This is a genomic window from Vibrio olivae (assembly GCF_042428525.1).
GTDB lineage: Bacteria > Pseudomonadota > Gammaproteobacteria > Enterobacterales > Vibrionaceae > Vibrio > Vibrio olivae.
On sequence record NZ_JBHMEP010000001.1, the window covers coordinates 202,692 to 220,716 of the forward strand.

Genomic DNA, 18,025 nt, shown 5'->3' on the forward strand with positions numbered 1-18,025 from the left:
TGTGATTAGCGATAAAACGGATTAGCCTAAGCCCGTTCCTTCCCAACTTAACTGAATTATCCCTTTGGCGATAAACCCAGCACAGCCGAGAAACAAAACCAACCATACAATACGACGCCCAAAAGGAGGAACATTGCCGGATTTCAATACATCTTTAATTGCCATACCAATTAAAAAGAAAATCGCAGCAAACAGTAAGTCTAATCCAATAGACTCAATGACGTTCATATAGTCGTAAAGCATGGAATCCCTTTATGCCTAATTTTATTGCGCGAACTATACCACTGTTAATCCACAAAGTTAATTCAGTGCGTAATGACAAGTAGAATATTCGCAGGATTTTTTACGTTTAACACCGAAATATACGTTATTTACTAAGAAAACGGCGCATTACCCTCAATACTTCCGCGGGTTTCTCCGCGTGTAGCCAGTGTCCGGTGTTGGCGATGACATGAGCTTTGGCTATCGGGTATTGAGCTTGAATCTGTGGTTGGTACTCACGGGTTAAGTAATCGGAGTTTGCGCCTTTAATAAAAAGGGTTGGCACGGTGTTACTTGCCTGAGTTTCCCATGCCAGAATGTTCAGATAATTTTGATATAAGGAATGAACATTGAAGCGCCATGTCATATGTTGCCCCTCCTTATATAAGGATTTACTCAGAAATTGACGTACACCATCGGTGTCAATATGTTGTTCCAGAATCGCCATCGCTTCTTTCCGCGAAGCGGGCTTGTGGTCTAATACCGCAAACAACCCCGCGAATACGTCATCGTGGCGGCGTTGGTGATATTGTACTGGCGCCATATCTAACACAATCAGCGCTGAAGTATTTTGACGAGACAAGTTGGCGACTTGCATCGCGACTTTGCCACCCATTGAATGGCCCACCAACGTATAGGTTTTGATGCCAAGATTCGATAGGAGTTCCACGATATCCTTAGCCATTGAAGCATAATCATGGGTTTGGCTGTGGAAGGACTGACCGTGATTTCGAAGATCGACACTCAGCACTTGATGATCAAGGACTAAATCACGTGCTAAAAGGCCTAAATTGTCTAAATTACCAAAGAGTCCATGGATCAAAACAATGGTGTGACCCTCACCTTGAATTTTATAGTTGAGCTGCTGTGACATTTTTTATCTTATTCGTGACTGGTTTATCGTAGAGTCTCGGCGAAGATCTCGTTATAATTCATCCGAGTTTAAACATAGAGATTGTGAAAAGCGAATGAAAACAATAGAGGTTGATGAGGATCTATACCGTTACATCGCAGGTCAAACCCAGCATATTGGTGAGAGCGCATCGGATATTCTGCGCCGTCTGCTAAATGTCGATGGTCAAGCGCAAGCGCCTTACGTAGCGCCGCAAGCCCAAGTGGCAGAATTGACATCTGCACCAACCAAAGGGATTGTTGTCAGCAAAGATGCAGGACAAGAGACAACGTATGATTTAGTCAAAGAGATGCGTGGTTTATTGATTTCGGATGAGTTTGCGGGTCTTAAGAAAGCCATTGACCGTTTTATGTTGGTTCTTTCGACTTTGTATAAATTGGATGCCCAAGGTTTTTCTGAAGCGGCTCAAGTGAAAGGACGCAAGCGAGTCTACTTTGCTGATAACGAACAGACCCTACTGACAAGTGGCAATACCACGAAACCAAAAGCGATTCCTAACTCGCCTTTTTGGGTTATCACGAATACCAACACCAGCCGTAAGCGTCAAATGATCGACCAAGTCATGACGCGTATGAACTTCCCTGCGGAGCTTATTGAGAAAGTGACCCAATCGATTTAATGAAAAGTCTGACAAAAGCCTCATTAATGATACAGTACATCTGGTTATTATGAGGCTTTTGATTTCTCATCATTATTTTCAAGAAAGGATGTCATGATGGCTAACCACCCTAGAGCGGGCCAAAAAGCGCAGCAGCAAGACCTGCATAATATTCCAGCTTTGGTTTCGAATTATTTCCTACTTCAACCTGATTCAAGCAACCCCGAACATAAAGTTGTTTTCGGTACTTCTGGTCACCGTGGTAGCGCGGACAAATCTACATTTAATCAAAATCATATTTTGGCGATCGCGCAAGCGGTAGCAGAAATACGCGCTCAGCAGGGAACAACTGGCCCTCTGTTTGTGGGTAAAGATACCCATGCTTTGTCTGAACCGGCATTTGCGAACGTGGTCGAAGTTCTGGTTGCAAACGGTGTTCAAGTAATTGCCCAACAAGAGGGTGGCTACACACCAACTCCGGGTATCTCTCATGCAATCTTAACCTACAACCAAACTCACGCCGAAAAAGCGGATGGTATTGTGATTACGCCATCTCATAACCCACCACAAGATGGTGGTATTAAATACAACCCTGTTCACGGTGGCCCTGCCGAAGCAGAGCTGACTCAAGCGATTGAAGATCGCGCCAATGCTTTAATTGCAGACAACCTAGCCGCCGTGAAACGCATGGAACTGTCTGAGGCAAAAGCGAGTGAGCTTTATAGTGAGCGTGATTTAGTTAAGCCTTATATTGATGACCTCGTCAATGTCATCGATATTGAAGCGATTCAAAAGTCAGGGCTTAAAATCGGAGTTGATCCTCTTGGCGGTAGCGGTATTGATTACTGGCGCCAAATTGCGGCGACGTACAAGCTCGATATCACTTTGGTGAGCGAAGCCATTGATCCAACGTTCCAGTTTATGTCGTTGGATAAAGACGGTGCGATTCGCATGGATTGTTCATCACCGTATGCTATGGCAGGTTTACTGGCATTAAAGGACCAATATGACTTGGCATTTGGTAATGACCCCGATTACGACCGTCACGGTATCGTTACGCCAAAAGGTTTGATGAATCCAAACCACTACCTTGCCGTATGTATTGATTACTTATTCCGTCATCGTCAAGGATGGAACAAGGACGTTGCGGTAGGTAAGACCCTTGTATCTAGTGCATTGATCGATCGCGTGGTCGCGGATCTTGGTCGCCAGTTGTGTGAAGTCCCGGTTGGATTTAAATGGTTTGTCGACGGTTTATATAACGGCACCTTTGGCTTTGGCGGCGAAGAAAGTGCGGGAGCCTCATTCCTGCGTAAAGACGGTACGCCATGGTCTACAGATAAAGACGGTATCATTCTTTGCCTTCTTGCTGCTGAAATCACTGCAATGACTGGCAAAAACCCACAGCAGTATTATGAAGAGTTGGCCGCGAAACACGGTGAATCTCAATACAACCGAATTCAAGCCGTCGCCAATGGTCCACAAAAAGACGTATTGAAAAAGTTGTCAGCAGAAATGGTGAAAGCCGATACTTTAGCCGGCGATGCCATTACCGCGCGTTTAACTCATGCGCCAGGCAATGATGCGGCAATTGGTGGCCTTAAAGTAACAACAGAAAATGGCTGGTTTGCTGCTCGTCCGTCAGGTACTGAAGACGTGTACAAAATTTACTGTGAAAGCTTTAAGGGTGCTGAGCACCTCAAGCAAATTGAACAAGAAGCACAAGAGATTGTGAATCAAGTATTTGCAGAAGCCGGTTTATAACACAGACTGATTAATAACATGAAGGCGATGCAGGTTACTGTGTCGCCTTTTTTTGTTTTTTCGTTTAGCCGAGCACGTGATTAGTTATTATCATGTGGCCATTGTTCATTAACGATAAACCAAAATTGACCACTTGCGCTTTGAGCATGAATAAATCGCCCGGAAAATTCAGTGATTGGAGTGTGTTGATGTTGAGGCTCTAGCCCTGTTGCCCATTGATGTTTTTCAAGTGCGAAGAGAGGTTCTCCAATATGATGCCATTGATGTGAGTAGCACCAATAGCCTTGGATTTGGCTTGAGTTCAGTTTATGGCCAAGACAATATTGAGGGACTGCTTGAGCAGAAAACGGGTTGGTATACAGCCGTCCCTGCATGAGTAATTGGGTAAATAGGTGCTGATAGTCAGGGTATTGCTCGATAAACGCGGGATGCTGGGTCAAAGTCAGTTGATGCTCGAGCATTCGCTGAAGCTTTTTATCTAAACGGTCGTGCGCGTTTGGGCCATACCAACTATCTCCGTGCAGAAGGTAAAACTTAATCGCGACTTCCCAGTGCTGCAATTGTGATTGCTGATGATCGCGAACGATGAAATCAATTGCGCCGAGAGTCTTACCATTTTGATTGAGTTGAATTTCTTGCTCGACAACCTCGAATTGTGATGAATGTTTCAAGACTTGGTCGCATAGGTACTGATATACGAACCCTAAGCGAGGGTTACCTTGATAAACCATGGCTTCGGGGCGCTGTTGAGATAAGCCTAAGTGCTCGAAACTGGTAAAAGGTGCTGATTGCTCAAGCTCAAATAGAGCTGGGGTTTCAATGACCCACTGATAAAAATGCTGCATGCGATGTGGCGGCTACACTCTTGAATGGATAATTTCGACATTGTAACCTGAAATTGCTATAACCTCTCACATTGAACAAGATGGGAAGCCCGAATGAATCATTTAGAACTCGAACAGCGACTCAATGCGGAACTCTCACCGCATTTAATCAAAGATTATTGCCCGAATGGACTTCAGGTTGAGGGCAAATCTGAAGTGAGAAAAGTCATTACCGGGGTAACGGCGTCTAAGGCGCTCATTGAGAGAGCAATTGAAGCAAATGCAGATGCGATATTGGTCCATCACGGCTATTTCTGGAAAGGCGAGGCTGAGCCTATTCGAGGCATGAAAGGGACGCGTATTCGTCAATTAATCAAACATGATATTAATTTGTATGCGTACCATTTACCGCTTGATATTCATCCGACATTGGGCAACAACGCACAATTAGCTCAGTTGCTGGATATTGAAGTGCTTGGTGGCCTTGAGCCGACGCCTCAATCTGTGGTGATGCAAGGGAGACTAAAACAACCGATGAGCGCAGAGCAGTTTGGCCAAAAGATTGCTCAGGTGCTGAATCGGCAGCCGCTGCATATTGCGAGTGGCAACGGAAATCAGATTGAAACCATCGGTTGGTGCACCGGAGGAGGACAGGACTTTATTGAGCTTGCGGCAGCGAATTATTTAGACGCTTATCTTTCCGGTGAAATTTCTGAACGCACGACTTACAGTGCACGTGAACAAAATATTCATTATTTTGCGGCAGGGCACCATGCGACTGAGCGTTATGGGGTGAAAGCGTTGGGTGAGTGGTTAAGTCAAACGTATGATTTGGACGTGGAATTTATTGATATCGATAATCCAGTTTGATGACGACTATCTTGAGATTGGATGCAATCCCTAGCAATAAAAAAAGCGAGCTTAGAAGCTCGCTTTTTTGATGACCAAGTCGTTATTCACGTTCGTGCAATGGCTTAAATTTACGTGATTGCTTACCGGTATAAAGTTGACGAGGACGACCGATACGATTAGTTGGGTCACTGTGCATTTCATTCCAGTGTGCAATCCAACCGATAGTACGTGACATCGCAAAGATAACGGTGAACATGGAGACAGGAATACCAATCGCTTTCAAAATGATCCCTGAGTAGAAGTCCACATTCGGGTATAGTTTCTTCTCAACAAAGTACTCATCAGATAAGGCAATTTTTTCCAGTTCCATTGCCACATCAAGCAGTGGATCTTGAATATTAAGCTCAGTAAGTACTTCATGACACGCTTCACGCATCACCGTGGCTCGTGGGTCGTAGTTTTTGTAAACGCGATGACCAAAGCCCATCAGGCGGAATGGGTCATCTTTGTCTTTTGCTCGCGCAACAAACTCAGGAATCTTATCGACACTGCCGATTTCTTCCAGCATTCTCAAACATGCTTCATTTGCACCGCCGTGTGCAGGCCCCCAAAGTGATGCAATACCCGCTGCGATACACGCAAATGGGTTAGCACCAGAAGAACCGGCAAGACGAACCGTTGATGTTGACGCATTTTGTTCATGATCAGCATGCAGAGTAAAGATTTTATCCATAGCGCGAGCGACGATTGGATTCACTTCGTATTCTTCACATGGGTTGGCAAACATCATGTGTAAGAAGTTTTCTGCGTAGCTTAAGTCGTTACGTGGGTAGATGAATGGTTGACCAATAGAGTACTTGTAACACATTGACGCTAAGGTCGGCATTTTTGAAATCAAGCGATACGCAGCGATTTCTCGGTGTGAATCGTTATTGATGTCGAGCGAGTCATGATAGAACGCAGCCAGTGCTCCAACCACACCACACATCACCGCCATTGGGTGTGCGTCGCGGCGGAAGCCGTGGAAAAAACTGGCGATTTGTTCGTGAACCATCGTATGACGAGTCACTGTCTTTTTGAACTTCTCGTATTGCTCACGTGTAGGGGCTTCCCCATAAAGAAGGATGTAGCAGACTTCTAAATAATCAGCGTTATTCGCCAATTCATCGATTGGGAACCCACGGTGTAAAAGCACACCTTTGGCACCATCGATATAAGTGATTTGAGATTCACAAGATGCAGTGGCAAGAAAACCTGGGTCAAAGGTAAAGAAACCATTGGCTCCAAGTTTACGAACGTCGATTACTTGCGGACCGAGTGTCCCGTCCATAATCGGCAGTTCGATTGGCGCTTTGCCCTCAATATGAAGGGTCGCTTTCTTATCTGCCATAACAATCTCCTTTGTTTATTATTTAATCCGTCCAGGATGTTTTGTGTGCCATTTTTTTACGTGCCTTCGCAAGCAAAGTCAATTGTTCTCCTCGGATGTGTGCACTTGTTATGATTTTTTGAACGTATAAAGTTAAAAATCTGTTCTGTGTAGCAAAAATTGTTACATCAATTGTATTAGAATGTTGCGAGCCGTATAGTGGCGTAGTGAATTATGGTGAAAACCTTATAAATTCAAGGCTAGAAACAAATCATGAAGGCTGTTTTTATTCTTGTTGTTAACATTTATTTTACAAAATGGTGCGCTCATATGGGCGATTAAATGTTAATTAAATGTAACTTTTGTGGGTTTTCAACCTGATTTTCGTTGATAACTATAAATGCTCGATAGAGCAGAGTGAGCAAGCCCGTGAAAGAAAGAAAGTCAAGACCTGTTAATTTAGATTTGCAGACCATTCGCTTTCCGATCACAGCAATCGCTTCTATCCTTCACCGCGTGTCAGGTGTGATAACGTTTGTATCGATCGGTATATTGCTTTGGTTACTATCCACATCCCTCTCGTCCCAAATGGGCTTTATGGAAGCTTCTGAAATTGTAGAAGGCTTTTTTGTTAAGTTCATTTTATGGGGCATTCTTACTGCCCTTGCTTACCATATCGCTGGTGGTATTCGTCACCTCCTCATGGATCTCGGTTATTTCGAAGAGCTTGAATCTGGCGCAATGAGCGCGAAAGTCGCTTTCGGTGTAACAATCATCCTATCTGTTCTTGCGGGGGTAATGGTATGGTAAAACACATCTCTTCTTTTGGTCGTAATGGGGTACACGATTATCTGTTAATTCGTGCCACTGCGATCATCATGACGCTTTATACCGTGTATCTGGTTGGCTTTTGCGCCTTCGCAGACATCAATTACGCTTCCTGGACCCAGTTTTTTGGCGGCACTTTTACTAAGGTGTTCACCATGCTTGCTCTGGTATGTGTGCTTATCCACGCGTGGATCGGCCTATGGCAAGTTCTTACTGACTATATCAAATGTTCCAAGCTTCGCGCGTTTCTCCAGCTAGGTGTGATTGCTGTGCTATTTGGTTATTTTTTCTCTGGTCTATTTATTCTGTGGGGTGCGTAAGTGACTATTCCAGTTCGCGAATTTGACGCCGTTGTAATCGGCGCTGGTGGTGCAGGTATGCGCGCTGCACTGCAAATCTCTGAGCAAGGCCTTACTTGTGCTTTGCTGTCTAAAGTTTTTCCGACACGGTCTCATACGGTGTCTGCTCAAGGCGGGATTACCGTTGCCTTAGGCAACTCTCACCAAGATAACTGGCAGTGGCACATGTACGATACCGTGAAAGGTTCTGATTATATCGGTGACCAAAACGCTATCGAATACATGTGTAAAACGGGCCCAGAGTCAGTCATTGAACTTGAAAAAATGGGATTACCATTTTCTCGTTTTGAAAATGGCTCTATTTACCAGCGCCCGTTTGGCGGTCAGTCAAAAGAGTTTGGTGGTGAGCAAGCGGCGCGTACTGCCGCTGCCGCTGACCGTACAGGCCATGCGCTTTTGCATACTTTGTATCAACAAAACATTAAACATAAAACCACAATTTTCTCTGAGTGGTATGCACTGGATTTGGTGAAAAACCAAGACGGCGCAATTCTCGGTTGTACTGCAATCTGCATGGAAACCGGAGAGATCTGTTACTTCAAGTCGAAAGCAACCATCCTCGCAACAGGCGGGGCAGGTCGCATTTACGCCTCAACTACCAATGCTCACATTAACACCGGTGATGGTGTTGGTATGGCATTGCGTGCAGGTGTGCCAATGCAAGATATGGAAATGTGGCAGTTCCACCCCACCGGTATTGCTGGCGCTGGGGTACTGGTAACCGAAGGTTGCCGTGGTGAAGGTGGCTATCTTCTTAATAAAGATGGCGAGCGCTTTATGGAACGTTACGCACCGAATGCCAAAGATTTGGCAGGACGTGATGTTGTTGCACGCTCGATGATGATCGAAATTCGTGAAGGCCGTGGCTGCGATGGTCCTTGGGGGCCTCACATTAAATTGAAACTCGATCATTTAGGTAAAGATGTACTTGAATCACGTCTTCCTGGTATTTGTGAGTTGTCACGTACCTTTGCTCACGTTGATCCAGTTAAAGAGCCGATTCCTGTAATCCCAACTTGTCACTACATGATGGGTGGTGTACCAACACAAGTCTCTGGCCAAGCGTTGAAGCAAAACCCGCAAGGTCAAGATGTTGAAGTTCAAGGCTTGTTTGCCTGTGGCGAAATTGCATCTGTCTCTGTGCATGGCGCAAACCGGCTCGGTGGTAACTCGTTGCTAGATTTAGTGGTATTTGGCCGTGCAACGGGTTTGCATTTAGGCGAAACCTTAGCCGCTCAAGCAGAAGCTCGCCCGGCAACCGAATCTGATATTGAGGCGTCATTGGCCCGCACTATGCGCTGGGAGAACAGCACCAGTGGTGAGGACCCAGCGCAGATTCGTAAAGATCTACAAACATGTATGCAAAATAGCTTCTCGGTATTCCGTGAAGGTGACGCAATGGCGACAGGGCTCAATGAGCTTAGAGAAATCCGTGAGCGCTTACAGCAAGGTCATCTATCCGATAAATCGAAAGAGTTCAATACCCAGCGTATTGAGTGTCTGGAGCTGGATAATTTGATGGAAACAGCAATCTCAACAGCGGTTGCCGCAAACTTTAGAACGGAAAGCCGTGGTGCTCACGCTCGTTTCGACTATCCTGAACGTGATGACGAGAAATGGCTATGCCACTCTATTTATAATCCAGAAACCGGAGAAATGAGCACGCGTGATGTCAATATGACACCCGTTCACCGTGATGCCTTTCCACCGAAAGTACGTACATACTAAGGGAGGACACGACAATGAAACTGAACTTCTCTGTGTATCGTTATAATCCGGACGTCGATAAAAAGCCGTATATGAAGGATTATGAGCTTGAGGTGAAAGAAGGCTCTGACATGATGGTGTTGGACGCACTTATTTTGCTGAAAGAGCAAGACCCATCTATTGCGTTTCGTCGTTCATGCCGCGAAGGCGTATGTGGGTCAGACGGTTTAAACATGAATGGTAAGAACGGGTTAGCCTGTATTACACCACTTTCAGCTTTATCTGGAAGTAAGATTGTTATCCGTCCATTGCCCGGTTTACCGGTTGTGCGAGATCTTATCGTTGACATGACACAATTTTACGATAACTATGCAAAAGTTAAGCCTTTCTTGATTTCTGACGGCGATTTACCACCGTCTCGAGAAAATTTGCAATCGCCGGAAGAGCGCGCGCATTTAGATGGCTTATATGAGTGTATTATGTGTGCTTGTTGTACGACATCGTGCCCGTCATTCTGGTGGAATCCGGATAAATTTATTGGTCCAGCTGGGCTGCTTGCAGCTTACCGCTGGTTGATTGACAGTCGCGATACGGCAACTGACGAACGTTTGTCAAATTTGGACGACGCTTTCAGTGTTTTCCGATGCCACGGCATTATGAACTGTGTCAGTGTGTGTCCAAAGGGACTGAATCCAACCAAAGCGATTGGCCATATTAAGTCAATGCTGGTGAACCGTTCGGTTTAATGACTGCAACATCTTGGTCGGCGATGGCTAACGTCGCCGACGTTAAATAGAGCTCGGCGTAGACCGCAGCAAACGTGAAAACTACTGGTAAAGGGAAAATATGCACAACGGCGTGATGAAGGCATGGCTCGAGTCTTCACACTTGGCTGGCGCCAATGCAACGTACGTAGAAGACCTCTACGAACTGTATCTAAGTGATCCCGACTCGGTAAGTGAGGAGTGGGTACGTGTTTTTGATGAGTTACCAAAAAACTCAGACAGTGTCGCTGAACAGCCACACTCACGTGTCCGTGACTACTTCCGGAGACTCGCTCAAGAGACGAAGCATTACAGTGTCCAAGTTAGTGATCCTGATGTCGATGCGAAACAAGTAAAAGTCCTACAGCTGATTAATGCGTACCGCTTCCGCGGACATGAAGCAGCTCAATTAGATCCTCTAGGTCTATGGATCCGCCCAACAGTGGCTGAACTAGACCCAGCATTTCATAATTTGACCCAAGACGATTTCGAAGAGACGTTTAACGTCGGTTCTTTCGCTATTGGTCAAGACACAATGCAACTTAAAGATATTCACGCCGCGTTAAATAAGATCTACTGTGGATCGATTGGTGCTGAATATATGCATATGACAGACACAGAGCAAAAGCGTTGGATTCAACAACGCCTTGAATCTGTTGTTGGTCAACCTTCTTTTACCCCTGAAGAAAAACTGACCTTTTTAGAAGAATTGACCGCGGCAGAAGGTCTTGAACGCTATCTCGGTGCTAAATTCCCAGGCGCGAAGCGTTTCTCTCTTGAAGGGGGCGATGCGCTTATTCCAATGACAAAAGAATTAATTCGTCACGCAGGCTCAAGCGGTATGCGTGAAGTGGTTGTGGGAATGGCACACCGTGGGCGTCTAAACATGCTGGTGAACGTGTTGGGTAAAAAGCCGCAAGATTTGTTTGATGAGTTTGCTGGTAAGCACGATGAAACCTGGGGTACGGGTGATGTGAAGTACCACCAGGGCTTTTCGGCAGACTTCGCGACGGCAGGTGGTGATGTCCACTTAGCGCTTGCGTTTAACCCATCGCACCTTGAAATTGTTAACCCTGTGGTTATGGGGTCTGTACGTGCTCGTCAAGATCGCCTCGAAGATTCAGACGGTAGCAAAGTACTGCCGATTACCATTCATGGTGATTCCGCTGTGGTTGGACAAGGTGTTGTTGCAGAAACCTTTAATATGTCTCAAGCGCGTGGTTTCCAAGTTGGTGGTACGGTTCGTATTGTGGTGAATAACCAAGTGGGCTTTACAACATCAAACCCGAAGGATACTCGCTCCACGATGTACTGTACTGACATCGCGAAGATGGTTCAGGCACCTATTTTCCATGTTAATGCCGATGATCCAGAAGCCGTCGCCTTTGTGACTCGCATTGCGCTTGATTACCGTAATGAGTTTAAACGTGATGTGGTGATTGACCTGGTCTGTTACCGCCGTCATGGTCACAATGAAGCGGATGAACCTAATGCAACGCAACCGTTGATGTATCAGAAAATCAAGAAGCATCCAACGCCACGTAAGTTGTATGCAGATGTCTTGATTGATAAAAACGAAAGCGATATCGAAACCGCCACTCAACTGATTAACGAATACCGTGACGCCTTGGACCGAGGTGAAGTCGTGGTGAAAGAGTGGCGTCCGATGGCAATGCATTCGGTGGATTGGTCTCCATATATCGGCCATGAGTGGGATGAAAAATGGGCGAATCAATTTGATCGTAAGCGCTTGATTGAGTTAGGTCAGCGTGCTTGTCAGTATCCTGAAAGCCATAAACTGCAAAGCCGAGTTAATAAGCTATATAACGATCGCAATGCGATGTTGACCGGTGAAAAAGCGATTGACTGGGGGATGGCAGAAATCTTGGCTTACGCTACGCTGGTCGATGATGGCAAACGCATTCGAATCTCAGGTCAAGACTCAGGTCGTGGTACGTTCTTCCATCGCCATGCTGTACTCCACAACCAAAGTGATGCCAGCACCTATATTCCACTTTGTAATATTCACGATAAGCAGGGGCCATTCCAAGTGTTTGACTCTGTGTTGTCTGAAGAGGCGGTATTGGCGTTTGAGTATGGTTATGCAACGGCAGAGCCGGGCGGACTCACTCTTTGGGAAGCGCAGTTTGGTGATTTTGCCAACGGTGCTCAAGTGGTTATCGACCAATTTATTTCATCTGGGGAACAGAAGTGGGCGCGCTTATGCGGTCTAACAATGCTGTTACCACATGGTTACGAAGGACAGGGTCCTGAACACTCTTCAGCACGTCTAGAGCGTTACTTACAGCTTTGTGCAGAGCAAAACATGCAAGTGGTTGTCCCTTCAACACCAGCGCAGGTTTATCACATGATTCGTCGCCAAGTGGTTCGCCCAATGCGTCGACCTTTGATTGTGATGTCTCCTAAGTCACTGCTTCGCCATCCACTCTGTGTATCTTCTTTGGAAGACCTCGCGGAAGGTGGTTTCCAAGCTGCGATTCCAGAAGTGGAAGAACTTCCTGTTGAGCAAGTCAAGCGTGTTGTTTTCTGTGCGGGTAAAGTTTATTACGACTTACTCGAACAGCGCCGCAACAACGAACAGGACGATGTTGCTATTGTTCGTATTGAGCAGTTGTATCCGTTCCCACTTGACGACGTGACAGCGGCAATTGAGAAGTATCCGAACGTTGTGGACTATGTATGGTGTCAGGAAGAGCCTCAAAACCAAGGCGCCTGGTATAGCAGCCAACATAACTTCCGAGCGGCAATTCCTAAAGGTGCGGACCTTAAATACGCAGGACGCCCAGCATCCGCTTCTCCGGCGGTGGGTTATATGTCAGTCCACTTGAAACAACAAAAAGCGTTGGTTGATGACGCTCTGACCCTAGATTAGAACTAGAAGTAAAAAGGATGAAACAGATATGACAATTGAAATTCTGGTTCCGGACTTACCCGAGTCGGTTGCAGATGCAACAGTGGCAACATGGCACAAACAACCCGGTGATGCTGTAGAACGTGACGAAGTTTTAGTTGATATTGAAACCGATAAAGTGGTGCTGGAAGTGCCTGCGCCTGAATCCGGTGTTTTAGAATCGATCGTTGAGCAAGAAGGCGCAACGGTTCTGTCTAAACAGCTTTTAGCCAAGCTTAAACCTGGCGCTGTGGCCGGCGAACCGACAAAAGATACTACGGCAGAATCACAATCTTCTCCTGATAAACGCCACAAAGCGTCTTTGACCGAAGAAAGCAATGATGCGTTAAGCCCAGCGGTACGCCGCTTATTAGGCGAACATGGTCTTGAGGCTAGCCAAGTCAAAGGCACGGGTGTGGGTGGTCGTATTACACGTGAAGATATCGAAGCGCATCTTGCCAAAGCAAAAGAAGCGCCGAAATCCGATGCTCCAGCGGCGGTTGAAGCGCCTGCTGCCGCTCGCAGTGAAAAACGTGTTCCAATGACACGTTTGCGTAAAACGGTTGCAAATCGTCTTCTTGAAGCGAAAAACAGCACGGCGATGCTAACGACATTCAACGAAGTTAACATGAAGCCAATCATGGATCTTCGCAAGCAATATAAAGATATGTTCGAAGAGCGTCATGGTATTCGTCTTGGCTTTATGTCTTTCTACGTGAAAGCCGTTACCGAGGCACTAAAGCGTTTCCCTGAAGTGAACGCATCGATTGATGGTGATGACATCGTGTATCACAACTATTTTGACATTAGCATGGCGGTTTCTACCCCTCGCGGCTTGGTTACGCCAGTGCTCAAAGATTGTGATACTCTTGGATTTGCCGACATTGAAAAAGGCATTAAAGACCTTGCGATTAAAGGACGTGACGGCAAGTTGACCGTCGATGAGCTAATGGGCGGCAATTTCACTATCACTAACGGTGGTGTTTTTGGTTCATTAATGTCGACGCCTATCATCAACCCGCCACAATCGGCAATTTTGGGTATGCATAAAATCCAAGAACGTCCAATGGCAGTCAATGGTCAGGTAGAGATTTTGCCAATGATGTATTTGGCGCTTTCATACGATCACCGTTTGATTGATGGTCGTGAGTCGGTTGGCTTCTTGGTGACCATTAAAGAACTTCTAGAAGATCCTGCACGTCTTCTGCTTGACGTGTAATCGAAGCTTATCGGTGCTTAATCACTTAAGCACCGATTACTTCAACGGCTAGATTGCTCAACCTCTGGCCTTCATTTGAGCCGATACAACGGCTGAATTTGAGAAGCACCCTACAGACGTAAAAGTCATCAGCCCTTTAGGGCTAAATGGAAATAATAAATCCTTTAAAGGATATAAACTTACGGAATAACACAATGAATTTGCATGAATATCAAGCCAAACAGCTGTTTGCAGAATTCGGTTTGCCAGTGCCGGAAGGTTACGCATGTGATACGCCACAAGAAGCGGCGGAAGCAGCGGGTAAAATTGGCGGAGAAAAATGGGTCGTAAAATGTCAGGTCCACGCTGGCGGCCGCGGTAAAGCGGGCGGTGTAGAACTGCATGACACCAAAGATGGCATCCGTGAATTTGCCCAAAAATGGCTAGGTCAAAACCTAGTGACTTATCAAACAGATGCGAATGGTCAACCAGTCTCTAAAATCCTCGTAGAGGAAGCTTCTAACATCGCTAATGAACTGTATCTTGGTGCTGTTGTTGACCGCGGTTCGCGTCGCATTGTTTTCATGGCATCCACAGAAGGTGGTGTTGAAATTGAAAAAGTCGCCGAAGAAACCCCTGAATTAATTCACAAAGCGGCGATCGATCCATTAGTTGGCCCTCAAGCTTATCAAGGCCGTGAACTGGCATTCAAACTTGGACTGCAAGGCGATCAAATTAAACAGTTCGTGAAGATCTTTATGGGTCTTGGCACTATGTTCTCTCAATATGACCTTGCATTACTTGAGATCAACCCGTTAGTGATTACGGGTGAAGGCAACTTGCTGTGTCTCGATGGCAAAATCAACATTGACTCTAATGCCATGTACCGCCAGCCTAAACTGCGTGAAATGCACGATGCTTCACAAGAAGACGAGCGTGAAGCGCATGCCGCACAGTGGGAACTTAACTATGTGGCGCTTGATGGTAACGTTGGCTGTATGGTTAACGGTGCAGGTCTTGCAATGGGAACAATGGACATTGTTAACCTACATGGTGGTAAACCAGCGAACTTCCTCGATGTGGGAGGCGGTGCAACGAAAGAACGTGTTGCCGAAGCCTTCAAAATTATCCTCTCTGATGACAACGTAAAAGCGGTACTGGTTAATATCTTCGGCGGCATTGTTCGCTGTGACATGATCGCAGAAGGCATTATCGGTGCGGTTAAAGAGGTTGGAGTCAGCGTTCCTGTTGTCGTTCGTCTTGAAGGTACGAACGCGGATAAAGGTCGCGAAGTTCTGGCTAATTCTGATGTTGATATCATTGCTGCTGAGTCGCTCACTGATGCTGCTCAGAAAGTTGTTGCTGCTGCGGAGGCGAAATAATGTCTGTATTAATTAACAAAGACACGAAAGTAATCTGCCAAGGTTTCACTGGTGGTCAAGGCACTTTCCACTCAGAGCAAGCAATCGCTTACGGCACACAAATGGTAGGAGGCGTCTCCCCTGGTAAAGGTGGTCAAACGCATTTAGGTCTGCCTGTATTTAACACAGTACGTGAAGCGGTTGAAGCAACTGGAGCAACTGCGACGGTCATTTATGTCCCAGCGCCTTTCTGTAAAGATGCAATCTTAGAAGCGATCGATGCCGGTATTGAACTCATCGTTACGATCACTGAAGGTATCCCGACGACGGATATGATCGACGTTAAAGTTAAGCTTGAAGAAACTGGCGTTCGTATGATTGGTCCGAACTGTCCTGGTGTTATCACGCCTGACGAATGTAAGATCGGTATTATGCCAGGTCATATTCATAAGAAAGGTAAAGTTGGAATCGTCTCTCGTAGTGGAACATTGACTTACGAAGCGGTTAAGCAAACCACTGACGAAGGTTTTGGTCAGTCTACCTGTGTTGGTATTGGTGGTGACCCAATTCCTGGTTCAAACTTTATTGATATCCTAAAACTGTTCCAAGAAGACCCTGAAACGGAAGCCATCGTGATGATTGGTGAAATCGGCGGAACAGCGGAAGAAGAAGCAGCAGCGTTCATTAAAGAGAATGTCACCAAGCCAGTGGTATCTTACATTGCGGGTGTGACTGCGCCTCCAGGTAAACGCATGGGTCACGCTGGTGCGATTATCTCTGGTGGTAAAGGGACGGCAGAAGATAAGTTCGAAGCGCTTGAAGCGGCTGGTGTGAAAACCGTTAAGTCGCTAGCGGAAATCGGTCAAGGGCTACGTGAAGTTACCGGTTGGTAATTTTCGTACGTAGACTGAGTTAAAGCAAAAGGTCTGGCAAATGCCAGACCTTTTTTATGCGATGGATGAACTAAAGCGTCATTGCCGCAATCCAGCCAAATATGATGAGTGGAATGTTGTAGTGGATAAAGGTTGGAACCACGGTTTCCCAAATATGCTCATGTTGACCATCTGCGTTAAGACCAGATGTTGGGCCTAATGTCGAGTCAGAAGCGGGTGACCCGGCATCACCCAGTGCTGCTGCAGTGCCTACCAGTGCGATGGTGGCCATTGGAGAAAAGCCGAACGCTGCCGCAAGTGGGACATAAATAGTGGCGATAATAGGAATCGTTGAGAATGAAGAGCCGATACCCATGGTCACTAGCAGGCCAACAACTAACATCAGTAGTGCTGCCATTGGCTTGTTATCACCGATACTGGTTGAAAGGGCTTGTACCAGCGATTCGACACCACCAGTTTGTTTCATGACAGCAGCGAAACCCGCCGCAGAAATCATGATAAAGCCAATCATTGCCATCATGTGTACACCTTTAGTAAACACATCATGAGTCTCTTTCCAAGCAATCACACCGCCAAAAGTAAACACCATAAAGCCAGCCAGTGCGCCAACAATCATCGAGCCTGTCACTAATTGGACGCTCAGTGCCGCAACAATGCCGACGACGGCGACAGCAATGTTTTTACCTTGGATATGATGTGTCGGGTTTTCATCTACTTGGGTTAATTCAGTCTCTTGGTATTCACGAGGTTTACGATAGCTAAAGAAAATCGCGGTCACCAAGCCAAACAACATACCAGCCGCTGGCAGTAGCATTGCGGTAGGAACTTGGCTTGCATCAACGCTGGCAAGTCCGTTGTCATGCAGGTTCTTAAGCAGAATGTTATTGAGGAAAATACCACCAAACCCAACAGGTAGAACCATATAAGGTGTGATTAAACCAAAGGTTAAGACACAAGCGATCAAACGGCGGTCAACTTTTAATTTGGCAAACACGCCTAATAGAGGTGGAATCAAAATAGGGATAAACGCGATATGCACAGGAATGACATTTTGCGATGACATGGTCATCAGGATCAACGCGATCAGCACGGTATATTTTAACCCTGTGCTTGCGGCACCGGCGTCTCTACCGTGGATACGCTTAATCACGCTACGAGCGAGAAGATCGGTGATACCCGATTTGGAGATGGCAACAGCAAAGGTGCCTAGCATGGCATAACTCAGTGCTATCGTCGCACCGCCACCAAGACCACTCTCAAATGCAGATACGGTCTCGACAAGCGGCATTCCGGCCACTAAACCGCCAACAATCGCACTAAAGGTTAGCGCGACCACAACGTTGACCCGCATCAGCGCGAGCAACAGCATTATACATACAGAAATTACGACAGGATTCATGTTCGGCTCAATATTTATTGGGGA

The 18,025-nt window shown here is 46.2% G+C and carries 16 protein-coding genes; 11 read left to right on the top strand and 5 right to left on the bottom strand.

The annotated features are described in order from the left end of the window. Positions 1 to 21: 21 nt before the first annotated feature. Positions 22 to 243, bottom strand: coding sequence for a DUF2788 domain-containing protein (locus ACFFUV_RS01060; RefSeq protein ID WP_390189079.1), 222 nt, complete (start codon positions 241 to 243; stop codon positions 22 to 24). A gap of 124 nt (positions 244 to 367) precedes the next feature. After that, positions 368 to 1,135, bottom strand: a complete 768-nt coding sequence (locus tag ACFFUV_RS01065) for an alpha/beta fold hydrolase (RefSeq protein ID WP_390189080.1) — start codon at positions 1,133 to 1,135, stop codon at positions 368 to 370. Positions 1,136 to 1,229: 94 nt separating this feature from the next. On the opposite strand from ACFFUV_RS01065, the gene seqA reads away from it, so the two are divergent. After that, complete coding sequence (seqA, locus tag ACFFUV_RS01070) at positions 1,230 to 1,793, top strand: replication initiation negative regulator SeqA (protein ID WP_390189081.1); 564 nt, start codon at positions 1,230 to 1,232, stop codon at positions 1,791 to 1,793. A 96-nt stretch (positions 1,794 to 1,889) separates the two neighbouring features. After that, positions 1,890 to 3,536, top strand: coding sequence for a phosphoglucomutase (alpha-D-glucose-1,6-bisphosphate-dependent) (gene pgm, locus ACFFUV_RS01075; RefSeq protein ID WP_390189082.1), 1,647 nt, complete (start codon positions 1,890 to 1,892; stop codon positions 3,534 to 3,536). An 80-nt stretch (positions 3,537 to 3,616) separates the two neighbouring features. Here the strand turns inward: pgm and ACFFUV_RS01080 are convergent, their stop codons facing one another. Then, positions 3,617 to 4,381 (bottom strand): DUF1853 family protein, encoded by a 765-nt coding sequence (locus tag ACFFUV_RS01080; protein ID WP_390189083.1) that lies wholly within the window; start codon positions 4,379 to 4,381, stop codon positions 3,617 to 3,619. Positions 4,382 to 4,474: 93 nt separating this feature from the next. On the opposite strand from ACFFUV_RS01080, the gene ACFFUV_RS01085 reads away from it, so the two are divergent. Beyond that, complete coding sequence (locus ACFFUV_RS01085; RefSeq protein ID WP_390189084.1) at positions 4,475 to 5,230, top strand: Nif3-like dinuclear metal center hexameric protein; 756 nt, start codon at positions 4,475 to 4,477, stop codon at positions 5,228 to 5,230. 82 nt (positions 5,231 to 5,312) lie between these two features. On the opposite strand, the gene ACFFUV_RS01090 is transcribed toward ACFFUV_RS01085, so the two are convergent. After that, entirely contained in the window at positions 5,313 to 6,602 is a 1,290-nt protein-coding gene (locus ACFFUV_RS01090; RefSeq protein WP_390189085.1) for a citrate synthase, read from the bottom strand. A gap of 396 nt (positions 6,603 to 6,998) precedes the next feature. Here ACFFUV_RS01090 and sdhC point away from each other — a divergent pair, with 396 nt between their 5' ends. From sdhC to sucD, 8 genes are all read left to right on the top strand, one after another. Next, on the top strand, positions 6,999 to 7,391 hold the full coding sequence (sdhC, locus tag ACFFUV_RS01095) for a succinate dehydrogenase cytochrome b556 subunit (protein WP_390189086.1): 393 nt from the start codon (positions 6,999 to 7,001) through the stop codon (positions 7,389 to 7,391). Continuing rightward, entirely contained in the window at positions 7,385 to 7,729 is a 345-nt protein-coding gene (gene sdhD / locus ACFFUV_RS01100; RefSeq protein ID WP_390189087.1) for a succinate dehydrogenase, hydrophobic membrane anchor protein, read from the top strand. Before sdhC ends, sdhD begins: the two co-directional genes overlap by 7 nt. Beyond that, complete coding sequence (gene sdhA, locus ACFFUV_RS01105) at positions 7,730 to 9,496, top strand: succinate dehydrogenase flavoprotein subunit (protein WP_390189088.1); 1,767 nt, start codon at positions 7,730 to 7,732, stop codon at positions 9,494 to 9,496. A 14-nt stretch (positions 9,497 to 9,510) separates the two neighbouring features. Then, positions 9,511 to 10,221: a succinate dehydrogenase iron-sulfur subunit gene (locus tag ACFFUV_RS01110; RefSeq protein ID WP_390189089.1), complete on the top strand. Its 711-nt coding sequence runs from the start codon at positions 9,511 to 9,513 to the stop codon at positions 10,219 to 10,221. Positions 10,222 to 10,321: 100 nt separating this feature from the next. Beyond that, complete coding sequence (gene sucA / locus ACFFUV_RS01115) at positions 10,322 to 13,132, top strand: 2-oxoglutarate dehydrogenase E1 component (protein ID WP_390189090.1); 2,811 nt, start codon at positions 10,322 to 10,324, stop codon at positions 13,130 to 13,132. Positions 13,133 to 13,160: 28 nt separating this feature from the next. Next, positions 13,161 to 14,369 carry a 2-oxoglutarate dehydrogenase complex dihydrolipoyllysine-residue succinyltransferase gene (gene odhB, locus ACFFUV_RS01120; protein ID WP_390189091.1) on the top strand — a complete coding sequence of 403 codons (1,209 nt, stop codon included), beginning with the start codon at positions 13,161 to 13,163 and terminating at the stop codon, positions 14,367 to 14,369. A 194-nt stretch (positions 14,370 to 14,563) separates the two neighbouring features. Beyond that, a complete protein-coding gene (gene sucC / locus ACFFUV_RS01125; protein ID WP_390189092.1) occupies positions 14,564 to 15,730 on the top strand; it encodes an ADP-forming succinate--CoA ligase subunit beta in 1,167 nt (388 codons plus the stop codon). Continuing rightward, a complete protein-coding gene (gene sucD / locus ACFFUV_RS01130; RefSeq protein ID WP_390189093.1) occupies positions 15,730 to 16,602 on the top strand; it encodes a succinate--CoA ligase subunit alpha in 873 nt (290 codons plus the stop codon). The genes sucC and sucD overlap by 1 nt, the downstream gene beginning before the upstream one ends. A gap of 70 nt (positions 16,603 to 16,672) precedes the next feature. Here the strand turns inward: sucD and ACFFUV_RS01135 are convergent, their stop codons facing one another. Then, positions 16,673 to 18,001 carry a Na+/H+ antiporter family protein gene (locus ACFFUV_RS01135; RefSeq protein WP_390189094.1) on the bottom strand — a complete coding sequence of 443 codons (1,329 nt, stop codon included), beginning with the start codon at positions 17,999 to 18,001 and terminating at the stop codon, positions 16,673 to 16,675. Positions 18,002 to 18,025: the final 24 nt, after the last annotated feature.

Coding starts and splice junctions, on each gene's coding strand:
- ACFFUV_RS01060 (WP_390189079.1), bottom strand. CDS start 243: ATGCTTTACGACTATATGAACGTCATTGAGTCTATTGGATTAGACTTA.
- ACFFUV_RS01065 (WP_390189080.1), bottom strand. CDS start 1,135: ATGTCACAGCAGCTCAACTATAAAATTCAAGGTGAGGGTCACACCATT.
- seqA (WP_390189081.1), top strand. CDS start 1,230: ATGAAAACAATAGAGGTTGATGAGGATCTATACCGTTACATCGCAGGT.
- pgm (WP_390189082.1), top strand. CDS start 1,890: ATGGCTAACCACCCTAGAGCGGGCCAAAAAGCGCAGCAGCAAGACCTG.
- ACFFUV_RS01080 (WP_390189083.1), bottom strand. CDS start 4,381: ATGCAGCATTTTTATCAGTGGGTCATTGAAACCCCAGCTCTATTTGAG.
- ACFFUV_RS01085 (WP_390189084.1), top strand. CDS start 4,475: ATGAATCATTTAGAACTCGAACAGCGACTCAATGCGGAACTCTCACCG.
- ACFFUV_RS01090 (WP_390189085.1), bottom strand. CDS start 6,602: ATGGCAGATAAGAAAGCGACCCTTCATATTGAGGGCAAAGCGCCAATC.
- sdhD (WP_390189087.1), top strand. CDS start 7,385: ATGGTAAAACACATCTCTTCTTTTGGTCGTAATGGGGTACACGATTAT.
- ACFFUV_RS01110 (WP_390189089.1), top strand. CDS start 9,511: ATGAAACTGAACTTCTCTGTGTATCGTTATAATCCGGACGTCGATAAA.
- sucA (WP_390189090.1), top strand. CDS start 10,322: ATGCACAACGGCGTGATGAAGGCATGGCTCGAGTCTTCACACTTGGCT.
- odhB (WP_390189091.1), top strand. CDS start 13,161: ATGACAATTGAAATTCTGGTTCCGGACTTACCCGAGTCGGTTGCAGAT.
- sucC (WP_390189092.1), top strand. CDS start 14,564: ATGAATTTGCATGAATATCAAGCCAAACAGCTGTTTGCAGAATTCGGT.
- sucD (WP_390189093.1), top strand. CDS start 15,730: ATGTCTGTATTAATTAACAAAGACACGAAAGTAATCTGCCAAGGTTTC.
- ACFFUV_RS01135 (WP_390189094.1), bottom strand. CDS start 18,001: ATGAATCCTGTCGTAATTTCTGTATGTATAATGCTGTTGCTCGCGCTG.